This window comes from Sulfitobacter aquimarinus (assembly GCF_040149565.1).
Lineage (GTDB): Bacteria > Pseudomonadota > Alphaproteobacteria > Rhodobacterales > Rhodobacteraceae > Sulfitobacter > Sulfitobacter aquimarinus.
In genome coordinates this window covers 50,172-71,760 of sequence record NZ_JBEFLO010000010.1, presented here as the reverse complement: position 1 = coordinate 71,760, position 21,589 = coordinate 50,172, and the positions used below count along the sequence as shown (strand labels likewise).

General features: G+C 59.0%; 20 protein-coding genes. 16 read left to right on the top strand and 4 right to left on the bottom strand.

Translation table 11 applies throughout. The features are described 5' to 3' along the window. Positions 1 to 11 precede the first annotated feature (11 nt). The 7 genes from ABMC88_RS16010 to ABMC88_RS15980 all read left to right on the top strand — a co-directional run bounded on the left by ABMC88_RS16010 (position 12) and on the right by ABMC88_RS15980 (position 7,746). Complete coding sequence (locus ABMC88_RS16010; RefSeq protein WP_349577888.1) at positions 12 to 1,142, top strand: pyridoxal phosphate-dependent aminotransferase; 1,131 nt, start codon at positions 12 to 14, stop codon at positions 1,140 to 1,142. Positions 1,143 to 1,224: 82 nt separating this feature from the next. Continuing rightward, positions 1,225 to 2,145 (top strand): LysR family transcriptional regulator, encoded by a 921-nt coding sequence (locus ABMC88_RS16005; RefSeq protein WP_349577887.1) that lies wholly within the window; start codon positions 1,225 to 1,227, stop codon positions 2,143 to 2,145. Positions 2,146 to 2,267: 122 nt separating this feature from the next. Further along, the gene (locus tag ABMC88_RS16000; RefSeq protein ID WP_349577886.1) at positions 2,268 to 3,839 is read left to right on the top strand and encodes an ABC transporter substrate-binding protein; all 1,572 of its coding nucleotides are present in this window, start codon (positions 2,268 to 2,270) and stop codon (positions 3,837 to 3,839) included. 67 nt (positions 3,840 to 3,906) lie between these two features. After that, positions 3,907 to 4,884, top strand: a complete 978-nt coding sequence (locus ABMC88_RS15995; protein WP_349577885.1) for an ABC transporter permease — start codon at positions 3,907 to 3,909, stop codon at positions 4,882 to 4,884. After that, on the top strand, positions 4,881 to 5,765 hold the full coding sequence (locus tag ABMC88_RS15990) for an ABC transporter permease (RefSeq protein ID WP_349577884.1): 885 nt from the start codon (positions 4,881 to 4,883) through the stop codon (positions 5,763 to 5,765). Before ABMC88_RS15995 ends, ABMC88_RS15990 begins: the two co-directional genes overlap by 4 nt. Then, positions 5,762 to 6,751, top strand: a complete 990-nt coding sequence (locus ABMC88_RS15985) for an ABC transporter ATP-binding protein (protein ID WP_349577883.1) — start codon at positions 5,762 to 5,764, stop codon at positions 6,749 to 6,751. Before ABMC88_RS15990 ends, ABMC88_RS15985 begins: the two co-directional genes overlap by 4 nt. Continuing rightward, positions 6,751 to 7,746 carry an ABC transporter ATP-binding protein gene (locus ABMC88_RS15980; protein WP_349577882.1) on the top strand — a complete coding sequence of 332 codons (996 nt, stop codon included), beginning with the start codon at positions 6,751 to 6,753 and terminating at the stop codon, positions 7,744 to 7,746. The genes ABMC88_RS15985 and ABMC88_RS15980 overlap by 1 nt, the downstream gene beginning before the upstream one ends. 36 nt (positions 7,747 to 7,782) lie before the next feature. Here the strand turns inward: ABMC88_RS15980 and ABMC88_RS15975 are convergent, their stop codons facing one another. Further along, positions 7,783 to 8,166, bottom strand: coding sequence for a MarR family winged helix-turn-helix transcriptional regulator (locus ABMC88_RS15975; protein WP_349577881.1), 384 nt, complete (start codon positions 8,164 to 8,166; stop codon positions 7,783 to 7,785). 296 nt (positions 8,167 to 8,462) lie between these two features. Here ABMC88_RS15975 and ABMC88_RS15970 point away from each other — a divergent pair, with 296 nt between their 5' ends. From ABMC88_RS15970 to ABMC88_RS15935, 8 genes are all read left to right on the top strand, one after another. Continuing rightward, positions 8,463 to 9,506, top strand: a complete 1,044-nt coding sequence (locus ABMC88_RS15970; protein WP_349577880.1) for a TRAP transporter substrate-binding protein — start codon at positions 8,463 to 8,465, stop codon at positions 9,504 to 9,506. Positions 9,507 to 9,585: 79 nt separating this feature from the next. Further along, a complete protein-coding gene (locus tag ABMC88_RS15965; protein WP_349577879.1) occupies positions 9,586 to 10,170 on the top strand; it encodes a TRAP transporter small permease in 585 nt (194 codons plus the stop codon). Then, on the top strand, positions 10,167 to 11,663 hold the full coding sequence (locus tag ABMC88_RS15960; protein ID WP_349577878.1) for a TRAP transporter large permease: 1,497 nt from the start codon (positions 10,167 to 10,169) through the stop codon (positions 11,661 to 11,663). The genes ABMC88_RS15965 and ABMC88_RS15960 overlap by 4 nt, the downstream gene beginning before the upstream one ends. Positions 11,664 to 11,677: 14 nt before the next feature. Next, entirely contained in the window at positions 11,678 to 12,442 is a 765-nt protein-coding gene (locus tag ABMC88_RS15955) for an SDR family NAD(P)-dependent oxidoreductase (RefSeq protein ID WP_349577877.1), read from the top strand. 4 nt (positions 12,443 to 12,446) lie between these two features. Further along, on the top strand, positions 12,447 to 13,208 hold the full coding sequence (locus ABMC88_RS15950) for a crotonase/enoyl-CoA hydratase family protein (RefSeq protein ID WP_349577876.1): 762 nt from the start codon (positions 12,447 to 12,449) through the stop codon (positions 13,206 to 13,208). Between the two features lie 44 nt (positions 13,209 to 13,252). Beyond that, complete coding sequence (locus tag ABMC88_RS15945; RefSeq protein ID WP_349577875.1) at positions 13,253 to 13,666, top strand: MarR family winged helix-turn-helix transcriptional regulator; 414 nt, start codon at positions 13,253 to 13,255, stop codon at positions 13,664 to 13,666. Next, positions 13,656 to 15,458, top strand: coding sequence for an AMP-binding protein (locus tag ABMC88_RS15940; RefSeq protein WP_349577874.1), 1,803 nt, complete (start codon positions 13,656 to 13,658; stop codon positions 15,456 to 15,458). Before ABMC88_RS15945 ends, ABMC88_RS15940 begins: the two co-directional genes overlap by 11 nt. Then, positions 15,455 to 16,330: an amidohydrolase family protein gene (locus tag ABMC88_RS15935; protein ID WP_349577873.1), complete on the top strand. Its 876-nt coding sequence runs from the start codon at positions 15,455 to 15,457 to the stop codon at positions 16,328 to 16,330. The genes ABMC88_RS15940 and ABMC88_RS15935 overlap by 4 nt, the downstream gene beginning before the upstream one ends. Positions 16,331 to 16,467: 137 nt before the next feature. Here ABMC88_RS15935 and ABMC88_RS15930 read toward each other — a convergent pair whose 3' ends face one another. Beyond that, positions 16,468 to 16,965, bottom strand: a complete 498-nt coding sequence (locus ABMC88_RS15930) for a hypothetical protein (RefSeq protein WP_349577872.1) — start codon at positions 16,963 to 16,965, stop codon at positions 16,468 to 16,470. Between the two features lie 580 nt (positions 16,966 to 17,545). Here ABMC88_RS15930 and ABMC88_RS15925 point away from each other — a divergent pair. Continuing rightward, positions 17,546 to 19,417 carry an FAD-dependent monooxygenase gene (locus ABMC88_RS15925; RefSeq protein WP_349577871.1) on the top strand — a complete coding sequence of 624 codons (1,872 nt, stop codon included), beginning with the start codon at positions 17,546 to 17,548 and terminating at the stop codon, positions 19,415 to 19,417. Between the two features lie 47 nt (positions 19,418 to 19,464). On the opposite strand, the gene ABMC88_RS15920 is transcribed toward ABMC88_RS15925, so the two are convergent. Continuing rightward, entirely contained in the window at positions 19,465 to 20,523 is a 1,059-nt protein-coding gene (locus ABMC88_RS15920) for a quaternary amine ABC transporter ATP-binding protein (RefSeq protein WP_349577870.1), read from the bottom strand. 14 nt (positions 20,524 to 20,537) lie between these two features. Continuing rightward, positions 20,538 to 21,566 carry an ABC transporter permease gene (locus ABMC88_RS15915; protein WP_349577869.1) on the bottom strand — a complete coding sequence of 343 codons (1,029 nt, stop codon included), beginning with the start codon at positions 21,564 to 21,566 and terminating at the stop codon, positions 20,538 to 20,540. Between the last annotated feature and the right edge of the window lie 23 nt (positions 21,567 to 21,589).

The following is a 21,589-nucleotide window of genomic DNA, read 5'->3' as shown; positions in this document are numbered from 1 at the left end:
GGGGGGCAGGCATGAAAGTCAAGATACACAGGTTGTTTGAATATCTGCTGGAAACCACGCAGGCCGCGCCCGAGGCGATTGTCGGCTTCTCTTTGGCACAATCGCCAAAGTTGGGTGATTTCTTGGATGATCTCGACCCTGATATGCCGCTTGATTGGAACAACCGCGACTTCAGCGGCCTGCCAGAGCTGAAAGACCACATCCTGCGCCAGGCAGGACTGACGGGTCATTGCTCGCCCGCCGATGTGCTGATCACGGCAGGGGCTGCCGAGGCGAACTATCTGGCAGTCATGCAACTGCTGCAACCAGACGACGAGATCGTGATCGAGCGGCCCGGCTGGCCGCAGGCCCAAGTGCTGGCCGAGGCGATTGGCGCAAAGGTGGTCGAGGTTGCCCGCGAGGAGCACAACGACTGGCGTCTCCCGCTGGACCGTCTGGCCGATGCGATCACGCCCAAGACCAGAATGATTTTTCTGACCAATCCCAACAATCCAACGGGCGATATGCTGGACGCGTCCGAGCTGGAGCAGATTGTGGCGATGGCCGACCGCGTGGGCGCGTGGCTGTTGGTGGATGAGGTTTACGCAGGTCTTGAGTGGGACGGCCCGCGTGCGCCGTCGGTGGCGGGGATGTATGCGCGGGGCATCACCACAGGCTCGGTCAGCAAGGCGTTGGGGTTGCAGGGGTTGCGCACGGGCTGGATCATATGCCCCGATGCAGGCCTGATCCGCGATGCGGTGATCCTGCGTGAGAACGCGTCCGAGATCATGAACATCATGGGCGAGGTCATTGCCGAGGTGGCTTTGCGCGAAGCACGCTATGATACCGCCCTTGCCCAAGCGCGGGCAGACGGGCAGGCGCATCTGGCAAAGCTCGAGACTTGGATCGCGGCCCAAGAGGGGCTGGAGTGGGTCCGTCCACGTGCGGGTCTGATCGGGTTGGGCCGCCTGCCGCAGGGCATCGACAGCGACGCCTTTGTGCAATTCATGCTTGCCGATCCGTACCGCACCTTTGTCTTGCCAGGCAGCGCATACGGCCAGCCGCATCATATCCGTTTGGGCGTGGGCGGCGGCGCGGGTGTCAAGCTGGAGCAAGGGCTGAACCGCTTGGCAGATGGCTTGCGCGCCTATCCAAAGACCTAGATTGCGCTGCGTCTTCCTTTATCGCGGAAAATGCGCTTAGGTAGGTGGATACCCACCATTTTATGCGGGAAGGCGGCCAGTGTTGAATTTCACCCTCAAGCAGCTGCGATATGTCGAAGCGACGGGGCGGCTTGGCTCTATCGCCAATGCTGCGACAGAGCTGAACATATCGCAATCCTCGGTCACGGCGGCGATCGGATCGTTCGAGAGCCAGATCGGTTTCGACATGTTTGTGCGCACGCCCGCCAAAGGGATCAGCGTGACGCCCGCAGGCCATGAGACGCTGAAGTTGATCCGCACCTTCATCACCCAAAGCCGCCAGTTCGAGGCAGAGGTGCTGGCCATTGGCGGCGATGCCACAGGCTCGGTCCGGATTGCGTGTTATGCCACGGCGGCGGCCTCCTTTCTGCCGCCGATCCTCAAGACCTTTAAGGCGGCCTATCCGAAAACTTCGATCAAGTTTTTGGAGGGCAACATGGACGCAACCTCCAATTACCTCAAAAGCGGCGAGGCCGATTTGTCGTTCACCTATGAGGAATCGCTCGAAGAGCGTCAGGATTTCACCCCGCTTTTTTCCGCCCCGCCTTATGCGTTGTTGCCTGCGGATGACCCGCTGGCGCAAGGCAGCTCTGTGTCATTGGCCGAACTGGCGGACAAGCCGATGATCCTGTTGGACCTGCCGCGTACAAAAGCCTACTTCGGCGGCATTTTTGAGCAAGCGGGCCTAAAGCCCAACCTTGTGCATTCCACCCGTTCGGTCGAGATTGTGCGCGCTTTGGTCTCGGGCGGGCACGGGTATTCGCTGCTTAATATCTGCCCACCTGACGGGCGCGGCGATGACACGCGGTTTCGCGCTTTGCCTGTGCGCGACAAGACGCGTGCGCCTGTTTTCGGCATTGTCACCATGGCCGATACGCGCCAGCCGCCCATCGTCAAAGCCTTCATTGATCAGTGTATCGACCTGAAAAACGCGGGAGTCTTTGAGGAAATTACTATCAAATAGGCAGTTTGCCTTCCCCCATGAAATATTTGAACGAAATGTATTAAAACTGTTTTGTGATAGAACGGGGCTACGCTAGGCTTTTCCCAATTACATAAAAAATGTTTAAAAATAGGGGAAAACCAATGAATAGAATCGTAAAGAATCTTGCCATGGCCACGGCGATTGCCGCGACCTTTGCGGGCGGCGCCTATGCGGACGAGCCGAAAATGGGCGGCACGCTTGTGACCACTTTGGGGTCAAATCCGCGGAACCTGAACTCGGCCGTGCAGTCTGGGATTGTGACAGGATTTCCAGGTGCGCAGCTCTTTGCGTCGCCCATGCGTTATGACACCGATTGGACCCCGCAGCCCTATCTGGCGGAATCGTGGGAGACGTCAGAGGACGGCCTGACCATCACGCTGAACCTTGTGAAGAACGCCAAGTTCCACGACGGCATGCCGCTGACCTCTGAAGATGTCGCTTTTTCCGTCGACGTGATAAAGGCGAACCACCCGTTCAAATCCATGTTCGCGCCTGTGGAAAGCGTCAGCACACCTGATGCGCATACCGCCGTCCTGAACCTTTCCAAACCACACCCTGCCATTATGCTGGCAATGTCGGGTCAGTTGATGTCGATCATCCCCAAGCATATTTACGGCGACGGTGCGATCTCAGACGTCAAGGCGCACCCGCGCAACAATGAAAACGTCGTAGGCTCCGGCCCGTTCAAACTGACCGAATTCAAAAGCGGTGAGCATGTTATTCTCGAGCGGTTCGACGACTTCTTTATCGATGGCCGTCCTTACCTCGACAAAATCGTTATGCGGATCATCACGGATCCTGCGGCCCGCGCTATTGCGTACGAGAACGGAGAGCTGCACATGGGCGCGTTTGAATCGCTGCCCCGCATCATTAACCGTCTCAAGAAAGTCGATAGCCTGACGGTCACGCCAAACGGCTATGGTGCCATTGGTCCGATCAGTTGGCTGGCGATGAACACGACCAAAGGTCCGCTAACGGATGTGAAAGTGCGCAAGGCGATTGCCTATGCGGTAGACAAAAACTTTGTGCATAAGGCGTTGATGCAAGGCACCGCCGCAGACAGCACATCGGGCATCCACCCCGATAGCCCGTTCTATGCTGCGCAAGAAGGCTATGACGTTGATCTGGAGAAATCAGCCGCGCTGCTGGACGAGGCAGGCTTTCCCGTCAAAGACGGCTCGCGCATGTCGCTGACCATCGACTTCGGCTGGCCCGGCGTGAAAGCCGAGGTTGAGTATGTCAAAGCGGCGCTGAAGAAGGTGAACATCGACGTTGAAGTGCGCGCCTCTGCCGACTTCCCCACATGGGCCAAGAAGATGGGCTCGGGCGATTTTGATCTGTCGTGGGATACCGTGTTCAACTGGGGCGATCCGGTGATCGGGGTGCACCGCACATATGACAGCACGAACGTGTTCAAAGGCGTGTGGTCCAATACCCAAGGTTACGCCAACCCCCGCGTGGACGAGCTGATGGCGATGGCGGCGGTTGAGGCCGACCCCGCCAAGCGCACGGCGCTTTATGCAGAGTTCCAAGCGATCGTCGCTGACGAGCTGCCAGTGTATCACGTCAACACCGTGCCCTATCACACGATCTATAACACGGAAAAAGTAGGCAACCCACCGATCGGGATTTGGGGTACGTCAACGCCGATTGACCAGACCTACCTGAAGTAACCCATTGGTGCGCGGCGGGCTCAGGTCTGCCGCGCAATCTTTCGTCTGATAGAAAAGACCCGCCCCTGTGATATCTTTCCAGAGCCTTTTCACGCGCCTGTTCTATGCCGCGATCCTGTTGCTGGCTGTGCTGGTGCTCAACTTTTCGATGATGCATCTGGCGCCGGGTGATGTGGCCGACACGATCAGCCAGTCGATGGGCGGCGCGGATGAGGAGCTATTGAATCAGATCCGCGCAGATTACGGTCTGGACCAGCCCTTCATCGTGCAGCTTGGCCGCTACATCGGTGGCGTGCTGCAGTTCGATCTGGGCTATTCGTTTTTCTACAACAAACCCGTGACCGCGCTGATCCTCGAGAGGTTGCCCGCCACGCTGCTGCTGGTGTTTGTGGCGCAAATCCTCGCGCTGTTCATCGGTGTGATCCTTGGCGTGATCTCGGCCCGCAAGCCCAACGGCATCGCCAGCCACTTCGTCACGATCCTCGCGCTCTTTGGCTATTCGGCACCGGTATTCTGGACAGGTATTTTGTTGCTCATTGCATTCTCGCTTAAGATCCCGCTGTTCCCTGTTGCGGGGATGCGCGACGTCACCATCGAGGGCGGCTTTTTCAGGCATTTCATCGACGTGGTCCGCCATATGGTCCTGCCCGTCATCACGCTCGGCTCGATCTTCCTCGCACTCTACTCGCGCCTGTCGCGGGCCACGATGATGGAGGTTTTGGGCTCGGACTATGTGCGCACGGCCAAGGCAAAGGGCCTGTCGGAGCGTGAGGTCGTCTATAAACATGCGCTGAAAAATTCGCTGTCGCCGGTGATCACGCTGGCGGGTTTGCAGTTCTCTGCCGTGATCTCGGGCGCGGTGCTGGTCGAGGCGGTGTTCAGCTGGCCGGGCCTTGGCACGCTGGCGTTCCAATCGATCATCGCACGCGACACGCCGACTATTCTGGGCATCCTTTTCTTCTCGGCGTTGGTGGTGATCGTGGGCAATATCCTGACGGACATCGCGCTGAAATTTGTCGATCCACGGATGAGGGGCAAGGGATGAGCGATCGTGTAAACATCGAGACCGAGGCCCCCCCCGTTGCTCGCCATCCTGCGGCCGAAGCGTGGGAGATGTTTCGCCGCAACCATGCGGCGATGATCGCGCTTGTTGTGCTGTTTGGCATTATTCTGGTGGCGATCTTCGGTCCCTATATCTATCCTACCGATCCATTCGATATGGTCTGGGCGCCGTTCTCGCCCCCTGGTGTCGACGGCTTCATTCTAGGCACTGACTATTTGGGCCGTGACCTGTTGGCGGCTATCATCCATGGGGCCCGCGTTTCGATCTTGATCGGTCTGGCGGCGGCGCTGATGTCGGTGTTCATTGGCGTGACCGTAGGCGCACTGGCGGGGTTCTATCGCGGCTGGGTCGAAGAAGTTCTGATGCGCATAACCGAATTCTTCCAAGTGCTTCCCACGCTGTTGTTTGCCATGGTCATTGTCGCCCTCTTCGGCGCGTCCCTGCCCATGATCACGCTTGCCATTGGTGTCGTCAGCTGGACCGCCGTGGCGCGGATCACGCGGTCTGAATTCCTGCGGATCAGGGGTCTTGAATACGTCACCGCTTCGCGGGCTTCGGGCGCAAAGAATGCCAAGCTGATGTTCCGCATCATCCTGCCCAACGCGTTGCCCCCGATCATCGTTCAGGCCGCCCTCATGGTCGGCTCGGCGATTTTGTTCGAGGCGGGTCTGTCCTTCCTTGGCCTCACCGACCCCAACGTCGTGTCGTGGGGGCAGGTGATCGGATCGAACCGTCAATACATCCTCGACGCGGGCTATACCGTGACCTTCCCCGGCATTGCGATCTTTGTGACCGTGCTTGCGATCTCATTGGTCGGTGACGGCCTGAACGACGCCCTTAACCCGAAACTGAGACAGAGATGACCGCGCCCTTGCTGAAAGTCGAAAACCTGCGGATCGAGCTTACGACCCGCGCAGGTGTGGCCCCCGTGATCGACGATCTGTCGTTCGAACTGGGCGCGGGCGAGAGCATCAGTTTTGTGGGCGAAAGCGGTTGCGGTAAGTCCATGACCGCCCTTGGCATTATGGGGCTGCTGCCGGACAAGATCGGGCGCATCGCATCAGGCTCTATCGCGTTTAACGGTGAAGAGCTGAGCACCGCGCCAGAGGCCCGCATGCGCCAGATACGCGGCAATGACATTTCGATGATTTTTCAGGAACCGATGACCTCGCTCAATCCAGTTTATACAGTGGGCGAGCAGATTGCCGAGGTGCTGCGCGCCCACCAGAACCTTAGCAAACCCGCCGCATGGGCCAAAGCGATTGAGCTGCTGGACGCCGTGCGCATCCCTAACGCGCAGCGGCGCGTGAACGACTACCCGTTCCAGATGTCGGGCGGCCAGCGCCAGCGCGTGATGATCGCGATTGCGCTGGCGTGCGAGCCGAAGATCCTCATCGCGGATGAGCCGACGACGGCATTGGATGTCACCGTGCAGGCGCAGATTTTCGATTTGCTCAATGACCTAAAACGTCAGACAGGCACAGCGATCATTATGATCACCCACGATATGGGCGCAGTGGCCGAAATGGCGGAACGCATGGTCGTGATGTACGCGGGCCGCAACGCAGAACAAGGCCCCGTCGAGCAGATCATCGACCACCCGCGCCACCCCTACAGCCGGGGCCTGATTTCGTGCGTGCCGCACATCATGGCCACGCTGACCGAAGAACGCCTGCCCCTGACCGAGGTTGCGGGCATCGTTCCGTCGCTGCGCGAGTTCGGCAAAAACCAGTGTCTGTTTGCATCGCGCTGCACCATGGTCAGCCAGAAATGTCTGGACGCCCGCCCGCCCGAGGTTGCCTTTGACGGTGGCCAGATGTCGGCCTGCTGGCATGCGGAGGAGGTGTGATGGGAGATAATCTTCTGGATGTCCAAGACCTGACCGTGCGCTTCTCCGTAGGGGGCGGGGGGACTTTCGGCAAGCCGAAGTACCTTTACGCCGTCGATGATATCTCGTTCCAGATCAAGCGCGGCGAGACGCTGGCGATTGTGGGCGAAAGCGGTTCGGGCAAGACAACGGCAGCGCTGGCCGTGGCGCGTCTGGTTGAGGCTTACAAAGGCCGCGTCGATCTGGACGGCACCGATTTTCTGAAGCTGGAGGAGGAGGATCTGCGTCAGGCCCGCGCCAAGATGCAGTTCATTTTCCAAGACCCGTATTCCAGCCTGAACCCCCGCGTGCGCGCCGAAAAGATCGTGCGCGAACCGCTCGACAACCTCGACACTGTGCCAGAGGCCGAGCGTCAGGAGATCGTGGACAAACTCTTTGAAGCGGTGGGTCTGCACCCTGAGCAACAGCGCCTGTTCCCGCACCAGTTCTCGGGCGGGCAACGGCAACGGATCGGGATTGCCCGTGCGCTTGCCACCCAGCCCGACCTGATTATCTGTGACGAGCCTGTCTCGGCGTTGGATGTGGCCGTGCAGGCGCAGATCCTCAATCTGCTGCGCAAGTTGCAGGCGGATTTCGGGCTTACCTTCCTGTTTATCAGCCATGACTTGGGCGTGGTGCAGCACATGTGCGACAGCATCGCCGTCATGTATATGGGCAAGGTTGTGGAGTACGCGGACCGTCTGTCGCTGTTCAACAACCCGCTGCATCCCTATACGGTGGCGTTGCTGTCTGCCGTGCCATCGGTGGATAAAAAGCGCCGCGAGGCGACCAAGCGCATCCTCATCCCAGGTGATCCGCCCGACCCGCTTGCCCTGCCTACGGGTTGCCGCTTTGCCAACCGCTGCCCTGTCGCGCAAGACCGCTGCCGCTCTGAACAGCCCGCGCTGCGCGAGGTGGGAAAGGGTCACAAGGTTGCTTGTCATCTGGTGGACGAACGCGCCATCGCCCCGCTCTAAAGCGACGATTTCTGCGTGCCACTTGCCTGTGTGATCCTAGTCGATGACGTGTAACGGGGCGCGTGATTTGTCGTTTTCTGCCTTCGCAATCTTGGCAGCAAGGCGGATGAATTCCTTTTGCTCTTGTTCGGTAAGGCTGGGGAAAATCGCCGCCTGGCATTGCGCTACAACAGGTCTGAGCTGTTCCAGAACATGTGCCCCGTCGGTCGTCAGCGACAAGACGCGTGCGCGCCTGTCATCGGGGTTTGTCGTCCGCGCCACGAAACCTTTGCTCACTAAACGGTCGACCACACCGCCAATGGTGGCGCGGTCGAATGCTATCGCGCCGGCAAGGGTTGCCTGATCAATGTTGGGGTGGTCGTGAATCGTCGCTAACGCGGCGTATTGCGGTGAGGTCAGATCGGTGCCCGCGCTTTTCATATGCTGTGCAAATACCGATGACGATATTTGTTGAAGGCGCCGGATCAAATTACCGGGCATTGAGTATATATCGGACATGTCAGGATAATATGCGCCGTTGCCGGTTTGACAAGATTAGATAAACAGGGCCCCCTGTTGCGGCTGGCAAAAAAAAGGATGACCTGTAAAAATAGTTATGCCATATATCTATTTATTCGCTTAGCTTGGAAAAGCTGCGGGCACAAAAATGACCGGGGCGAAACGGCTTTGGCAACAGGATGCAATGTTATCCACTGCGGTTCTAGGGAGGAACTTACATGACGACGAAATTTATCAAGGGATTGCTGGGCGGCGTTGCTGCAACTGCGATCATGGCATCAGGCGCGATGGCACAAGAAGTCACACTGAAGCTGCACCAGTTCCTGCCCGCGCAGGCCAATGTGCCAAAGCTGATCCTGGACGTTTGGGCCGACAAGATCGAGGCCGCCTCCGAGGGCCGGATCAAGATTGACCGCTTCCCTTCCATGCAGTTGGGTGGCAAGCCGCCGGAGTTGCTGGATCAGGCGATTGACGGTGTGGCCGATGTGGTCTGGACCGTGGTCGGTTATACGCCGGGTCGTTTCCCGTCTACCGAAGTGTTTGAGCTGCCGTTCATGGTCGAAGATGCGCGTGCTGCGTCCTGCGCCTATTGGACGATGTTCGAAGAGCACATGGAAGACACCGAATTCAAAGGCGTGAAAATCCTCGGCACATGGGTCCACGGCCCCGGCATGTTCCACACCGCTGATCCTGTTGAGACACCTGCCGATCTGGAAGGTATGAAAATCCGCGGCGGCTCGCGTCTGGTGAACCAGTTGCTGACGCTTGCGGGTGCGACACCTGTTGGCATGCCGGTGCCTGCGGTGCCTGAGGGCCTGTCCAAAGGCGTGATCGACGGCACAACAATCCCGTGGGAAGTGACCGGCGCGTTGAAAGTGCCAGAGCTGGTAGAGAACCACACAGAGTTTGAAGGCCCCGCACTGTATAACCTCGGCTTCGTGCTTGCCATGAACGAAGGCGTGTTCAACGGCATGTCCGCCGACCTTCAGGAAATCGTCGAAGCAAACTCCGGCATGAACTTTTCTGTCTTCGCAGGTGGTGTGCAGTCGGACGCGGATGGTCCTGCGCGTGAAGTCGCGGTCGAGATGGGCAACAACATCGTGACAGTGACCGACACGGCCGCCTGGTCTGAGCTGGTGAACCCGCTTTATGACACGTGGTTGGCTGACATGAAGGGCAAGGGCCTTGATGGTCAGGCGCTGATTGATCAGGCCAAAGGTCTGATGACAGGCGAATGCGCCGGCGCCACAGGCAAGCTGTAAAAAGCCGCTTTGAAAAGAATGTGCCGCAGCCCATAACGGGTTGCGGCGCCCATTGGCCTGCCTTGGGGGAGGGGCGACGATGTATCAGCTTATGGACCGGCTTGCCCGCTTTTTCGCTATCCTCGGCGGAATTGTTCTGTCCCTTTTGATAGTGCAGACCTGTCTGTCGATTTTGGGGCGCACCATTAACACCATTTTGCACAGTGATGTCGTGCAAGCCGCCGCACCGGATCTCGCGTCCGCGCTGCTGTCTACGGGTGTCAGCTCAATCAACGGCGCGTTCGAGATGGTCGAGGCGGGGATGGCCTTTGTGATCTTTGCCTTCCTTCCGCTGTGCCAGATCAGCGGGGCGCATGCCTCGGTCGACATCTTCACCTCCCGACTGCCCGCAAGGATCAACACATTCCTGCGCGCAATAATCGAGGTCATCTTTGCCTTGGTCATCGTGATCATCGCATGGCAATTGTTGCACGGAATGCTAAGCAAACTGCGCACGGGCCAAACGACCCTTATCCTCGAATTTCCGGTCTGGTGGCCCTACGCGCTGAGCCTGATCGCGGCAGTCGCTTCTGCGATCATCGCGGTCTACGTCGCCGCCTCGCGGGTAGCAGAGCTTGCCCTCGGCCGCCAGATCCTACCCACCGAACTGGAGGCAGAGCATTGAGCGATATCACCATCGGGCTGCTGTCCTTTCCTGCCCTTCTTGTTCTGATCTTTCTGCGTATGCCCATCGGGCTTGCGATGTTTTTGGCGGGGCTTGTCGGGCTGACCGTTATTTCGGGTGATACGACACTGGCCTTTGCGCGGCTCAAGTCTGAAACCTTCACGACCTTCTCCAGCTACTCGCTGTCGATCATTCCGATGTTCTTGCTGATGGGGCATTTTGCGACCTTGGGCGGGATGAGCAAAGCCTTGTTCAAAGCCGCCGAGAGTTTTCTGGGCCACCGCCGCGGTGGTGTGGCGATGGCGGCTGTGGGCGCTTGTGCGGGGTTTGGTGCCATCTGCGGGTCGTCCCTTGCCACCGCCGCCACGATGAGCCGCGTCGCCCTGCCAGAGCTGCGCCGCTATGGATATTCGGGTGGATTTTCCACCGCGACGCTGGCGGCGGGCGGCACGCTGGGTATCCTGATCCCGCCGTCTATCGTGCTTGTGATCTATGCCATCCTGACCGAACAGAATATCGCAAAGCTGTTTCTGGCGGCCTTCATCCCCGGTATCCTTGCCGCGCTGGGGTATATGATCACCATCTCAATCTATGTGCGTTTGCACCCCGATTCTGCAGGCACCCGTCCGCGCGCGCCCTACGCCGAGCGGCTGCGCGCCATCATCGCGGTCTGGCCCGTTTTGCTGGTGTTCATCGCCGTCGTCGGCGGCATCTACCAAGGCGTGTTCACCCCGACCGAAGGCGCAGCCGTTGGCGCGTTCGGCACCGGCCTTATTGCGTTCCTTGGGGGCGGCCTGACCCGTGCCACCCTGTCCGAGAGCTTTTACGTTACCGCCCGTTCAACGGCGATGATCTTTTTCATCGTGTTGGGTGCGGCATTCTACAACGGGTTTCTCGCCCTCACCCAATTGCCGCAAGAGGCGGCGGCATGGGTGGGCGACAGCGGGTTCAGCCCGTGGACCGTGCTGATCATCATCCTTGTCTTCTATCTGTTGCTGGGGTGTCTGATGGACAGCCTCTCGATGATCTTGCTGACAATCCCGATCTTCTGGCCCATCGTGCTGGAGCTTGATTTCAACCTTGTCAGCATGGTCGATCTGCAATCGGCACGCCTGTCTGATATGATCGCGGCAGGCAAGGAAATCCCTGCCGCCCTGCTGGCCGAGGCGCAAGCCATGCTTGCCAATGGCCAAGAACTTAGCCGCGAGATGACCCGCGAGATAAAATTGCGCGGCGTATCCGAAGGGGCGCTGAACCGCATCAACATCGAACGCACGGCGATCTGGTTCGGCATTCTGGTCCTGATCGTGGTCGAGGTCGGGTTGATCACGCCGCCTGTGGGCATGAACCTGTTTGTCATTAACGCGATGGACCGCAAAACCCCCATGGTCGAGACGTATAAAGCCGTCATGTATTTTGTCGGCTCTGACCTGCTGCGCGTTGTTGTGCTGGTCGCGTTTCCGATCATCACGTTGATCCTGTTACCTATCTAAAGGAGTTTTTGAACATGAATATCGAAGGACAGGTTGCCCTTGTTTCCGGCGGGGCCAGCGGTCTTGGCGAAGCCACGGCGCGCCATCTGGCATCCCTTGGCGCACAAGTCGCCATTCTGGACCGTGACGGCGAACGCGCAGCCAAGGTGGCCGCGGACATCAACGGCTTTTCGCAACAATGCGACATTACCGACGAACAGGCCGTCGCGGCGGGCGTCACAGCAGCCAAAGCGCATTTCGGTGACGCACCGCGCATCATCGTGAACTGCGCGGGCATCGGTGTTGCGGCGCGGATCGTCGGGCGCGAGGGCAAAGTCTCGACCCCGCTGTTCCGTCAAGTTCTCGAGGTGAACCTGTTTGGCACCTACAACGTGATGACTTATGCCGCCCAAGCGATGATGGACCTGCCCCCGCTGGATACAGGTGAGCGCGGCGTGATCATCAACACCGCCTCTGCCGCCTATGAGGACGGGCAGATCGGGCAAGCCGCCTACGCCGCGTCCAAAGGTGCGATTGCGGCGATGTCGCTGCCTGCGGCGCGTGAGTTTGCAAAGATGGGTGTGCGGGTGATGACCATCGCACCGGGTCTGTTCCACACCCCGATGATGGAAGGTCTGCCACCTGAAACGGTCGAAGGCATCGTGGCCAACATCCCGTTCCCGCACCGTTTGGGGCAACCCGTTGAATACGCGCATCTTGCCGCTGACATTGTGCAGAACGCCTATCTTAACGGCACGGTGATCCGCCTAGACGGCGCTGTGCGCCTGCCTCCGAGGTAATGTAATGACTTTGATCAAACGGGAAATCGACGGCGCCATCGCTACGATCACGATGAACCGGCCCGAAAAACGCAATGCCATGTCGGACGCCTTCATCGACGCGCTCGAGGAGGCCTTTACCACACTGCCCGACGCGGTGCGGGTGGTTATCCTGACAGGGACGGCGGGGCATTATTGCTCAGGCTTGGATTTGACAGAACACAAAGAGCGCAGCGCGGAGGAGGGGATTTACCATTCCCGAAACTGGCACCGCATCCTTGACCAGATCCAACTGGGCGGCCGGCCCGTCGTCAGTGCGATGTTCGGCGCGGTCATTGGTGGCGGACTTGAGATTGCCGCCGCGACCCATGTGCGCATTGCAGAGCCATCGACGATTTTCCAACTGCCCGAAGGGCGGCGCGGCATCTTTATCGGTGGTGGAGCGTCTGTTCGTGTGGGGCGCATCCTGGGGGCAGACCGGATGACGGAAATGATGCTGACGGGCCGGAAATACAACGCGGACGAAGGCCTGCGGCTGGGCCTTGCCCATTACGCAGTCGCGGAAGGCGAAGCGATGGAGCTGGCCCGCACATTGGCAGGCAAAATCGCACGCAATGCACCTTTGTCGAATTACTTCATGGTGCAGGCTTTGACGCGGATCGAAGACATGTCGAAATCCGACGGGCTGTTCACCGAAAGCCTGTGTGCCGCGCTCTCCCAAACAACGCCCGACGCCCAAGAGGGGCTGCACGCGTTTTTGGAAAAACGCGCCCCCAAGTTTCGCTGATGCGACACCTCGATGCATGCCTTCGTCGTCTGAGAAGTTACAGAATGTGGCGCACGAACAGAGCGATCGTTCCGCGGCTGAATGCTGTTCTTGCAGATCACGGGCTGCGTCGCACCACCTTTGCCACGTTGGCAGTCGTCGTTGAAAACCCCGGGCTGCACCAAGGTGCCGTAGCCGAAGCCCTTGCGATCGAGCGGCCCAACTTCGTGCAGATCGTGGATGAGTTGGAGAAGGCTAATTTGCTGTCGCGCGAAAGGGCGCCGGACGACAAACGCGCCTACGCGCTGAAACCGACGCAGGCAGGTGTGCAGCTTTACCGCAGGACCCATAGGGAGGTCCGTAAATATGATGAGGCACTGATCGACGGTTTGTCCAAAAGTGAGCTGGACACATTGGACAGGGTTCTTGGCGTTATCACTGCAAACATGGAAATGATGGAGGCTGAGGATGGATACTAAGTACCGTTCCCATGATGTGACCCGCATTGACCGCGCTGACGGCACGATCTTGCTGCGGTCAAACGGGACGCTTGGCAGTGTTGCAGAGCGGACGACAGACTGGCTTGATCATTGGGCTGAGGTGACGCCAGATGCGGTGTTCCTTGCCGAACGCTCTGGCGCGGGGTGGCACGAGGTGACCTTCGCCAGCGCGCGTGCGCAGGCGCGCGGACTTGCCGCGGGGTTGCTGGATCTTGGGCTTGGGCCTGATGCGCCGATCCTGATTGTGTCCGGTAACAGCGTGAACCACGGGCTGCTGGCGCTGGCCGCGCAATACATCGGCGCGCCAATTGTCCCACTGGCCGAGCAATACGCCCTGATCCCGGACGCCCGCGTGCAGATTGATTTCGTCGCGGGACTGGTAAAGCCCGCTGCCGTCTTTGCCGACGATGGCGATGCTTTGGCTGATGTGCTGGCGCGGGATGTTTTTGTGGGTGTCCACAAGCTGGTGGGACGTGGCGGTGGGGCCGATGCAAAGCCGCTTGCTGCGCTGGCCCGTGTGAACGGCGATATAACGCACGCCCACGCACAGGTAGGCCCCGACACGGTGGCCAAGATTTTGATGACCAGCGGCTCCACCTCGGCGCCCAAAGGCGTGCCGACTACGCACCGCATGATGTGCGTAAATCAGGCGCAGATTGCCTATGGTTTGCCGTTCCTCACAACCCGCCCGCCCGTAATTGTGGATTGGCTGCCGTGGAACCACGTCTTTGGCGGCTCGCATAATTTCAACATGATGCTGGCCAATGGCGGCGCACTGTATATCGACAGTGGTAAACCCGTCCGGCATCTGGTGGGCAAGACGCTTGAGAATATGAAGCTGAAATCGGCCACGATGGCGTTCAACGTTCCGCTCGGCTTTGCGATGCTACGCGATGCGCTCAAGGCGGACGCGGCCCTGCGCTACAGTTTCTTTGCCGAGCTGGACATGCTGTTCTACGCAGGTGCCAGTCTGGGGCAGGACGTCTGGACCGATCTGGAGGACATGGCCCGCGAAGTGCGCGGTGACATCCCTCTCTTTACCTCCTCTTGGGGCCTGACCGAGACAGCGCCCGCGGGCCTGTTGCAGTACCAGCCCACCAACCGTTCGGGCGTTGTGGGCGTGCCGCTGCCGCAAGTGGACATCAAGCTGATCCCCGACGAAGACATGCGCTGCGAAGTGCGCATCAGCGGGCCAAGCGTGTTCAAAGAATACCTGAACGCGCCTGAACAAACGGCGGATGCTTTCGACGAGGAAGGATTTTACAAAACCGGCGATGCGATGCTGTTTGTCGACCCTGACAACGCCGATCTGGGGATGCGCTTTGATGGCCGCATCTCGGAGGAGTTCAAGCTGGTGTCGGGCACATGGGTGCGGGCGGCCAACGTGCGCATGGATGTGCTGGGCGCGTTGGCGGGCATTGTCGGCGATATCATCATCACCGGTGCGGACCGTGGCGACATCGGCCTGCTGATCGTGCCGTCTGTCGCCATGCGCGAAGCGCCCGATACGGTTGATTTGGACGGCGCGCTGCTGTGCCCCTCGGTTGCCGAAGACCTGCGCACCAGGCTGTCGGCCATCGGCGGCTCCAGCTCGACCCGCATTGCGCGTGCCCTGATCCTGACCGAACCCCTGTCGATGCCAGACGGAGAAGTGACGGCAAAAGGCAGCATCAATTTCAAGAAACTCATGACGCGTCGCGCGGGCCTTCTGGAACGGCTTTATGACGACGCGGACCCCGCGACCCTTCTGATGGAGAAGACATCAAAATGATTGACCTGAACAAAATTCGCGCAATCGACATTCACTCCCACGCCGAGGAACCCTGCGGGTGCCACTCGGACGACGGCTATGATGATTTGCAATCGACAATGGCGAAATACTTCCGCGCCCCGTGGGAGCACCCGCCAACGATCCCCGAAACCGCTGCCCACTACCGCGCCCAAAACATCGCTGCCGTAATCTTTCCCGTCGATGCCGAGCGTGAGACAGGCTATCGCCGCTATTCCAACGACGAGGTCTTCGAGCTGGTCAAACAGAACGACGATGTGCTGATCCCCTTCGCCTCGATTGATCCCTGGAAGGGCAAAATGGGCGTGCGCGAAGCGCGGCGTCTGATTGAGGATTACGGCATCAAAGGGTTCAAGTTCCACCCGACGATGCAGGGGTTTTTTGCCAACGATCGCATGGCCTATCCGCTGTATGAGGTGCTGGAGGAATACGGCTGCATCGCGCTGTTCCACACGGGCCAAACGGGTGTAGGCTCGGGGATGCCGGGCGGCAACGGGATGCGGCTGAAATACTCCAACCCGATGTATATGGACGATGTCGCGGTTGATTTCCCCGACCTGAAAATCGTGCTCGCCCACCCGTCATTCCCGTGGCAGGAAGAGGCGCTGGCCGTGGCCCAGCACAAGCCCAATGTCTATATCGACCTATCGGGATGGTCGCCAAAATACTTCCCCGACATTCTGGTGCGCTACTCTAATTCGATCCTGCGCAAAAAGGTGCTGTTCGGCTCTGACTGGCCGATGATCGCGCCCGAGCGGTGGCTGGCCGATTTCGACAAAATCGCGATCAAGGATGAAGTGCGCCCCGACATTATCAAGAACAACGCAGCAAGGCTGCTTGGCCTGATGGAGTAAGGCGCAGGCGTCCCTTGATTGCGGGATATGACGCAATGTTCCAATCGTTGAAATTTGCCTTGAGGCGCTCATAGCCATTTTGCGAAACTCTATTTCAAGCGCAAGGCTGAAGGGCTCCCGACGCAAGCGGATGGCGACTATATCACCATCGCTGATGGCGCCGTGCCACGCGGCGGGTACACACGCAACATGGATCGTGTCGCCCGAAGGCGGGCGATTTTGATGACGTCAAGCTTGGGGAAGTGGCGCATCATGTTGATCGAGCGCAATGCATTTAGCCAAACAACGCAACCGACGCCGCAAAGCAGCGCGAGAGATTTCTGGGCTGCGACGATTGCGTAGGCTCCTGCTGCATGTTGGTAGAGCTGCGCGAGGTGGCCGTATTCGAGGCCGCCACAGCTGGCTTTGACCTCTTCACAGCCCCGCTGCCCTAGGCGCATCTGCCGCTGCTCTAAACCGTCTTCAACCGCCGTGAGGGCGAACGGGAGGCCTATCAAACTGTCTGACTTTCCGTGAAGCGCGAGGAGAAGGCGGTTGCTCCAACTACCTGTGAGATTGAAAGATCGGTGACGAAATAGACTTGACCGCCTGTTCGCCGCGACCATCCTGATGCTGCCCACAGCCTGATCTGTCATGTTTGACCTCAACGTCCGGGCAAGACGTCGATCACGGCGCCGTTGGATGCGGGGCAGGGTGGCAAATTGTGCCTTTCAACCTGTACGGTTAGCGGATTTATGGTGGCAGACCGTTTCCGCGAACAGCTGCCCGTAGATGATATTCGTGCGATCCTCACCGCTCAGGTTCTGGCCGTATTATGAATGACGACACACCTCATCAGTGGTTTTGAACCAACGGGTGGGCGCAAGTCAGGGTGGCGCGCAAGGGTGGAACACCTCATCCCTCGAAGCTGATATTGCAGATTGCGCGGGACTTAGATTTGGTCCCGGCCTTTGGCTATGGCTTCTCGGCTTGGCATAGTGAGTTGATGCACCCTGCCGAGACAACTGGCGCGAAACAGGTCGTCTCCCGCCTGCGCGATCCGGCCAAGGAAGACCTTGCCGCGTCGAGAATCTCGTCGTTGCGTTTGCGGTGCGCAGCAGTCACGACCCGCCCCTGATGCAGTTTGCAGGGAACACGGCAAACCGTCTTGGTCATTGACAGCTTCTTTGGGGCTGCCCTATTGATATGTGTACTTACTAGTGTGAGGGCAGCGATATGCAGTATCATTTGGATGGATTTCGAGCGGGCGATCCGTCGGTCGCCTTGGCTAAGACCACCAGTGACGCAAAGCCAGATGAAGTTGATGTTCTGATTGTCGGTTGCGGCCCTGCGGGCCTGACCTTGGCGGCGCAGTTGTCGGCGTTCGGCGACATCTCAACCAGGGTTACAGACCTTAAATCAGGCCCTCTTGAGGTTGGTCAAGCGGATGGCATCGCCTGCCGCTCGGTCGAGATGTTCGAGGCCTTCGGCTTTGCGGAAAAGGTGCTGAAGGAAAGCTATTGGGTGAACGAAGTCGCGTTCTGGCGGCCTGTCGAAGGGGGCGCGGGTCTGGCCCGTGCAGACCGCATTCAGGATGTCGAAGACGACTTGTCCGAGATGCCCCACGTCATCCTGAGCCAAGCGCGGGTGCATGATTTCTATCTGGAGGTGATGCGCAATTCGGCGCGGCGTTTGGTGCCTGAGTACGGGCACCGCTTGGTCGATTTGAAGCGAACCGATGACTCTGACTATCCTGCGTTGGCTACGTTCGAGGTCGGATCACAGGCCCCTCTGAAAGAGGTTCGCGCAAGATATGTTGTTGGCTGTGACGGCGCTCGCAGCACTGTGCGCCGCTCCATTGGACATGAGTTGAAGGGCGAGGCGGCCCGCCAGCTTTGGGGGGTGATGGACGTCCTTGTTGTGACTGATTTCCCTGACATCCGCCTTAAGGCGGCGATCCAGTCGGGCGGTGATGGCAGCGTCCTGATCATCCCGCGGGAAGGCGGGTATCTGGTGCGGATGTATATTGAGCTGGACGCGCTGCACGGGGATGAACGTGCGGCTGACCGCAATCTGACGTGTGAGATGCTAATTGCCAAAGCGCAAAAGATTTTTGCGCCCTACATGCTGGACGTCAAAGAGGTCGCGTGGTGGTCGGCCTATGAAATCGGCCAAAGGGTGTGTGACGTGTTCGATGACGTGCCACCCGCGCAGCGCGGGACCAAACAGCCGCGCATTTTCATTGCGGGCGATGCCTGCCATACCCACAGCCCCAAGGCGGGGCAGGGGATGAATGTGTCGATGGCCGATACGTTCAACCTTGGTTGGAAGTTGGCCGCCGTATTGCGCGGGCAGGCGGGGCCGCAGGTGTTGGACAGCTACACAGCCGAACGGCAGGCCAAAGCCAAAGAGCTGATTGATTTCGACAAGGACATGGCGCGGCTGTTCAGTGCCAAGACCAAAACCCCCGCCGATGCCGCGCAATTCCAGACCTATTTCAAGAAACACGGGCGCTATACAGCGGGGGTAGAGACGCGCTATGCGCCGTCCTTGCTGACCGACGCGGGCCGGTATCAAAGGTTGGCCACTGGCTATCAGACGGGGATGCGGTTTCATTCGGCCCCCGTGATCCGGCTGGGGGATGCCAAGCCTATGCACCTTGGTCATATGCTCAAGGCGGATGGGCGCTGGCGGCTGGTGGCTTTTGCGCCGTCAGGGGATGTGGGCCAGCCCGAGGAGCGGATCGCAGCGCTGTGTGGCTTTTTGCAGAATGATTTAATCCCGCGATTTACGGATCCCGCAGCAGACATGGATAGCGTGTTCGACATGCGTGCGGTGTTTCAGTGTTCACATCGGGAGATGGATATAAGCGCCCTTCCACGCGCTCTGGTGCCGCGCAAAGGTTTGTATGGACTGATTGATTATGAAAAGGCGTTCTGTCCGGATTTAAAACACGGACCGGATATTTTCGACCATCGCGGCATTGATCGGGCGCAAGGCGCATTGATCCTTGTGCGGCCCGATCAATATGTCGCGTCCGTCTTGCCGCTTGACGCGTTTGCGCAGGTTGAGGCGTTCTTTGACGGCTTTATGCTGCCCTCGACCTAAAGACTGCGTGCAGCTGTCCTTGCCCGTCACAGGCAAGGACAAGGGGTTTAGTAATTGCGCGCACCGTCTTCGGGGGCAACACGCGGGACCAATGCGCGTACAAGGCTGGTCATATCCAGCGTGCCGACGGGGGTGCCGTCCTGAGTGACGACATAGGCGTGGGACGTATCGCCGCCAGACTTGGCAATCATGCTTTCCAGTGTGTCGTCGATGTCTACCTCGCCGTGGGCATCCGGTGGCACCTTACCATCTGCAAGCGGCGTCATGATCGAGCGTACCCGCAGCACCCGTGCGCGGTTGATGTCGCTGACAAAGTCCTCGATGTAGGGGTCATTGGGGTTCAGCAAGATGTGCTGCGGCTCGCCCTGTTGTACGACATAGCCGTCTTTCAGAATGACCAGATGGTCGGCCAGCTTCAACGCTTCGTCCAGATCGTGGGTAATGAAGACAATCGTCTTGTGCAGCTCTTTTTGCAGCTCCAACAGCAGGTCCTGCATGTCGGTACGGATCAGCGGATCCAGCGCCGAGAACGCCTCGTCCATCAGCATGATGTCGGTGTTGGCGGTCAGGGCGCGGGCGATGCCCACACGTTGCTGCATGCCGCCCGACAACTGCGCGGGATAGTGGTTCTCAAAGCCGTTCAGGCCCACACGCTCCAGCCATTTCTGGGCTTCCTTGTCGCAGGCACTTTCAGAGTGGCCGCGCACGGACAGCGGCATGCCCGCGTTCTTCAGGACCGTCTTGTGCGGCAAAAGCGCGAACTTCTGAAACACCATCGACATCTTTTCCTGACGTGCCTTGCGCAGGCCATCCTCGGACAGCTTCATCACGTCTTCGCCCTGCACGATGATCTCGCCCGCGGTGGGGTCGATCAACCGGTTCAGGTGACGGATCAGCGTTGATTTGCCGGATCCCGACAGGCCCATCACAACCGTGATCTCGCCTGCTTGCATATCGACGTTGATGTCGTTCAGGCCAAGCACATGGCGGTGCTGGGCCAACAGCTCTTCCTTGCCCATGCCGTCTTTGACATAGGGCAGCACCTTTTCGCCATTCGCCCCGAAAATTTTATAGAGCCCGCGCAGGCTCACCATTGGTTCTGTCATAATCCCAGCCCCCGTTAGTGTTTCACGCGGGTCATATCGACCCGCGACAGGGCTGCCTTGGACACGCGGTCCAGGATCACAGCAAGAAGAACGATACCGATGCCCGCGACAATGCCGACGCCCAGCTCAAGGTTGCGGATGCCGCGCAGCACGTTGACGCCCAGCCCCGGTGCCGACACCAGCGAGGCGATGACGACCATGGCGAGGCTCATCATGATGGTCTGGTTGATGCCCGCCATGATATTGGGCAGGGCCAGCGGCAATTGCACGCGCCACAGCTTTTGTTTCGAGTTCATGCCAAAGGCATTCGCTGCCTCGATCACGTCTTCATCGACCAACCGGATTCCGAGGTCGGTCAGGCGAACAACGGGCACAATGGCATAGAGAATAATCGCAATCCCGTAGAGCTTGGATTCCGTCACAGAGAACAGGAAGATCAGCGGAATGAGGTACACGAAGGTCGGCAGTGTCTGCAAAAGGTCAAGCACGGGAACCGTTACTTTTTGCAGCCTGTCGGATTTCGACATGGCAATGCCTATGGGCACACCCAGCAAGACGGATATGGTCGTACAGACAAAGATGATCGACAGCGTCTGCATCGCAACATCATAGTGATCTACCAGACCCAGCAACATGATCGAGACAAAGACAAAAACCGTCACGGGTTTTGAGCGTGACGCCCAATAGGAGATCGCCACAAGGATCGGCACCATGATGAACCACGGCGTCGCCTCGAACAGCCACAGCGCGCCATCCAGCATCCAGCTCAGCGGTTGGGTGATCGGGTCCAGAACAGTTTTGAGCGCGGGCTTCGCGGTCAGAAACCCTTCTTCGATGCCTTTGGTGACATCGCGCGATTGCAGCACGCTGCTGCAACTCTCATTCAGGTTATCGAGGGATGGAAACGGGAAGAACGGGCCGGAGGCCTCACTCCCATTTGCTTGCGCCATCAGGTCTGCCATCGACAGGGGCGCGCCGTCTCCGGCCTCGTCGCACCAGTCGCTTAGTCCTAAGGCGCTGAATAATTTATCGTAGAAAGCCATGTGTTCCCTGTCCCTTATTATTA

What these genes read in the sequence shown, in the direction of transcription:
- ABMC88_RS16010 (WP_349577888.1), top strand. Translation starts at nt 12, where the DNA reads ATGAAAGTCAAGATACACAGGTTGTTTGAATATCTGCTGGAAACCACG.
- ABMC88_RS16000 (WP_349577886.1), top strand. Translation starts at nt 2,268, where the DNA reads ATGAATAGAATCGTAAAGAATCTTGCCATGGCCACGGCGATTGCCGCG.
- ABMC88_RS15990 (WP_349577884.1), top strand. Translation starts at nt 4,881, where the DNA reads ATGAGCGATCGTGTAAACATCGAGACCGAGGCCCCCCCCGTTGCTCGC.
- ABMC88_RS15985 (WP_349577883.1), top strand. Translation starts at nt 5,762, where the DNA reads ATGACCGCGCCCTTGCTGAAAGTCGAAAACCTGCGGATCGAGCTTACG.
- ABMC88_RS15980 (WP_349577882.1), top strand. Translation starts at nt 6,751, where the DNA reads ATGGGAGATAATCTTCTGGATGTCCAAGACCTGACCGTGCGCTTCTCC.
- ABMC88_RS15975 (WP_349577881.1), bottom strand. Translation starts at nt 8,166, where the DNA reads ATGAAAAGCGCGGGCACCGATCTGACCTCACCGCAATACGCCGCGTTA.
- ABMC88_RS15970 (WP_349577880.1), top strand. Translation starts at nt 8,463, where the DNA reads ATGACGACGAAATTTATCAAGGGATTGCTGGGCGGCGTTGCTGCAACT.
- ABMC88_RS15965 (WP_349577879.1), top strand. Translation starts at nt 9,586, where the DNA reads ATGTATCAGCTTATGGACCGGCTTGCCCGCTTTTTCGCTATCCTCGGC.
- ABMC88_RS15955 (WP_349577877.1), top strand. Translation starts at nt 11,678, where the DNA reads ATGAATATCGAAGGACAGGTTGCCCTTGTTTCCGGCGGGGCCAGCGGT.
- ABMC88_RS15950 (WP_349577876.1), top strand. Translation starts at nt 12,447, where the DNA reads ATGACTTTGATCAAACGGGAAATCGACGGCGCCATCGCTACGATCACG.
- ABMC88_RS15945 (WP_349577875.1), top strand. Translation starts at nt 13,253, where the DNA reads ATGTGGCGCACGAACAGAGCGATCGTTCCGCGGCTGAATGCTGTTCTT.
- ABMC88_RS15940 (WP_349577874.1), top strand. Translation starts at nt 13,656, where the DNA reads ATGGATACTAAGTACCGTTCCCATGATGTGACCCGCATTGACCGCGCT.
- ABMC88_RS15935 (WP_349577873.1), top strand. Translation starts at nt 15,455, where the DNA reads ATGATTGACCTGAACAAAATTCGCGCAATCGACATTCACTCCCACGCC.
- ABMC88_RS15930 (WP_349577872.1), bottom strand. Translation starts at nt 16,965, where the DNA reads ATGACAGATCAGGCTGTGGGCAGCATCAGGATGGTCGCGGCGAACAGG.
- ABMC88_RS15925 (WP_349577871.1), top strand. Translation starts at nt 17,546, where the DNA reads ATGCAGTATCATTTGGATGGATTTCGAGCGGGCGATCCGTCGGTCGCC.
- ABMC88_RS15920 (WP_349577870.1), bottom strand. Translation starts at nt 20,523, where the DNA reads ATGACAGAACCAATGGTGAGCCTGCGCGGGCTCTATAAAATTTTCGGG.
- ABMC88_RS15915 (WP_349577869.1), bottom strand. Translation starts at nt 21,566, where the DNA reads ATGGCTTTCTACGATAAATTATTCAGCGCCTTAGGACTAAGCGACTGG.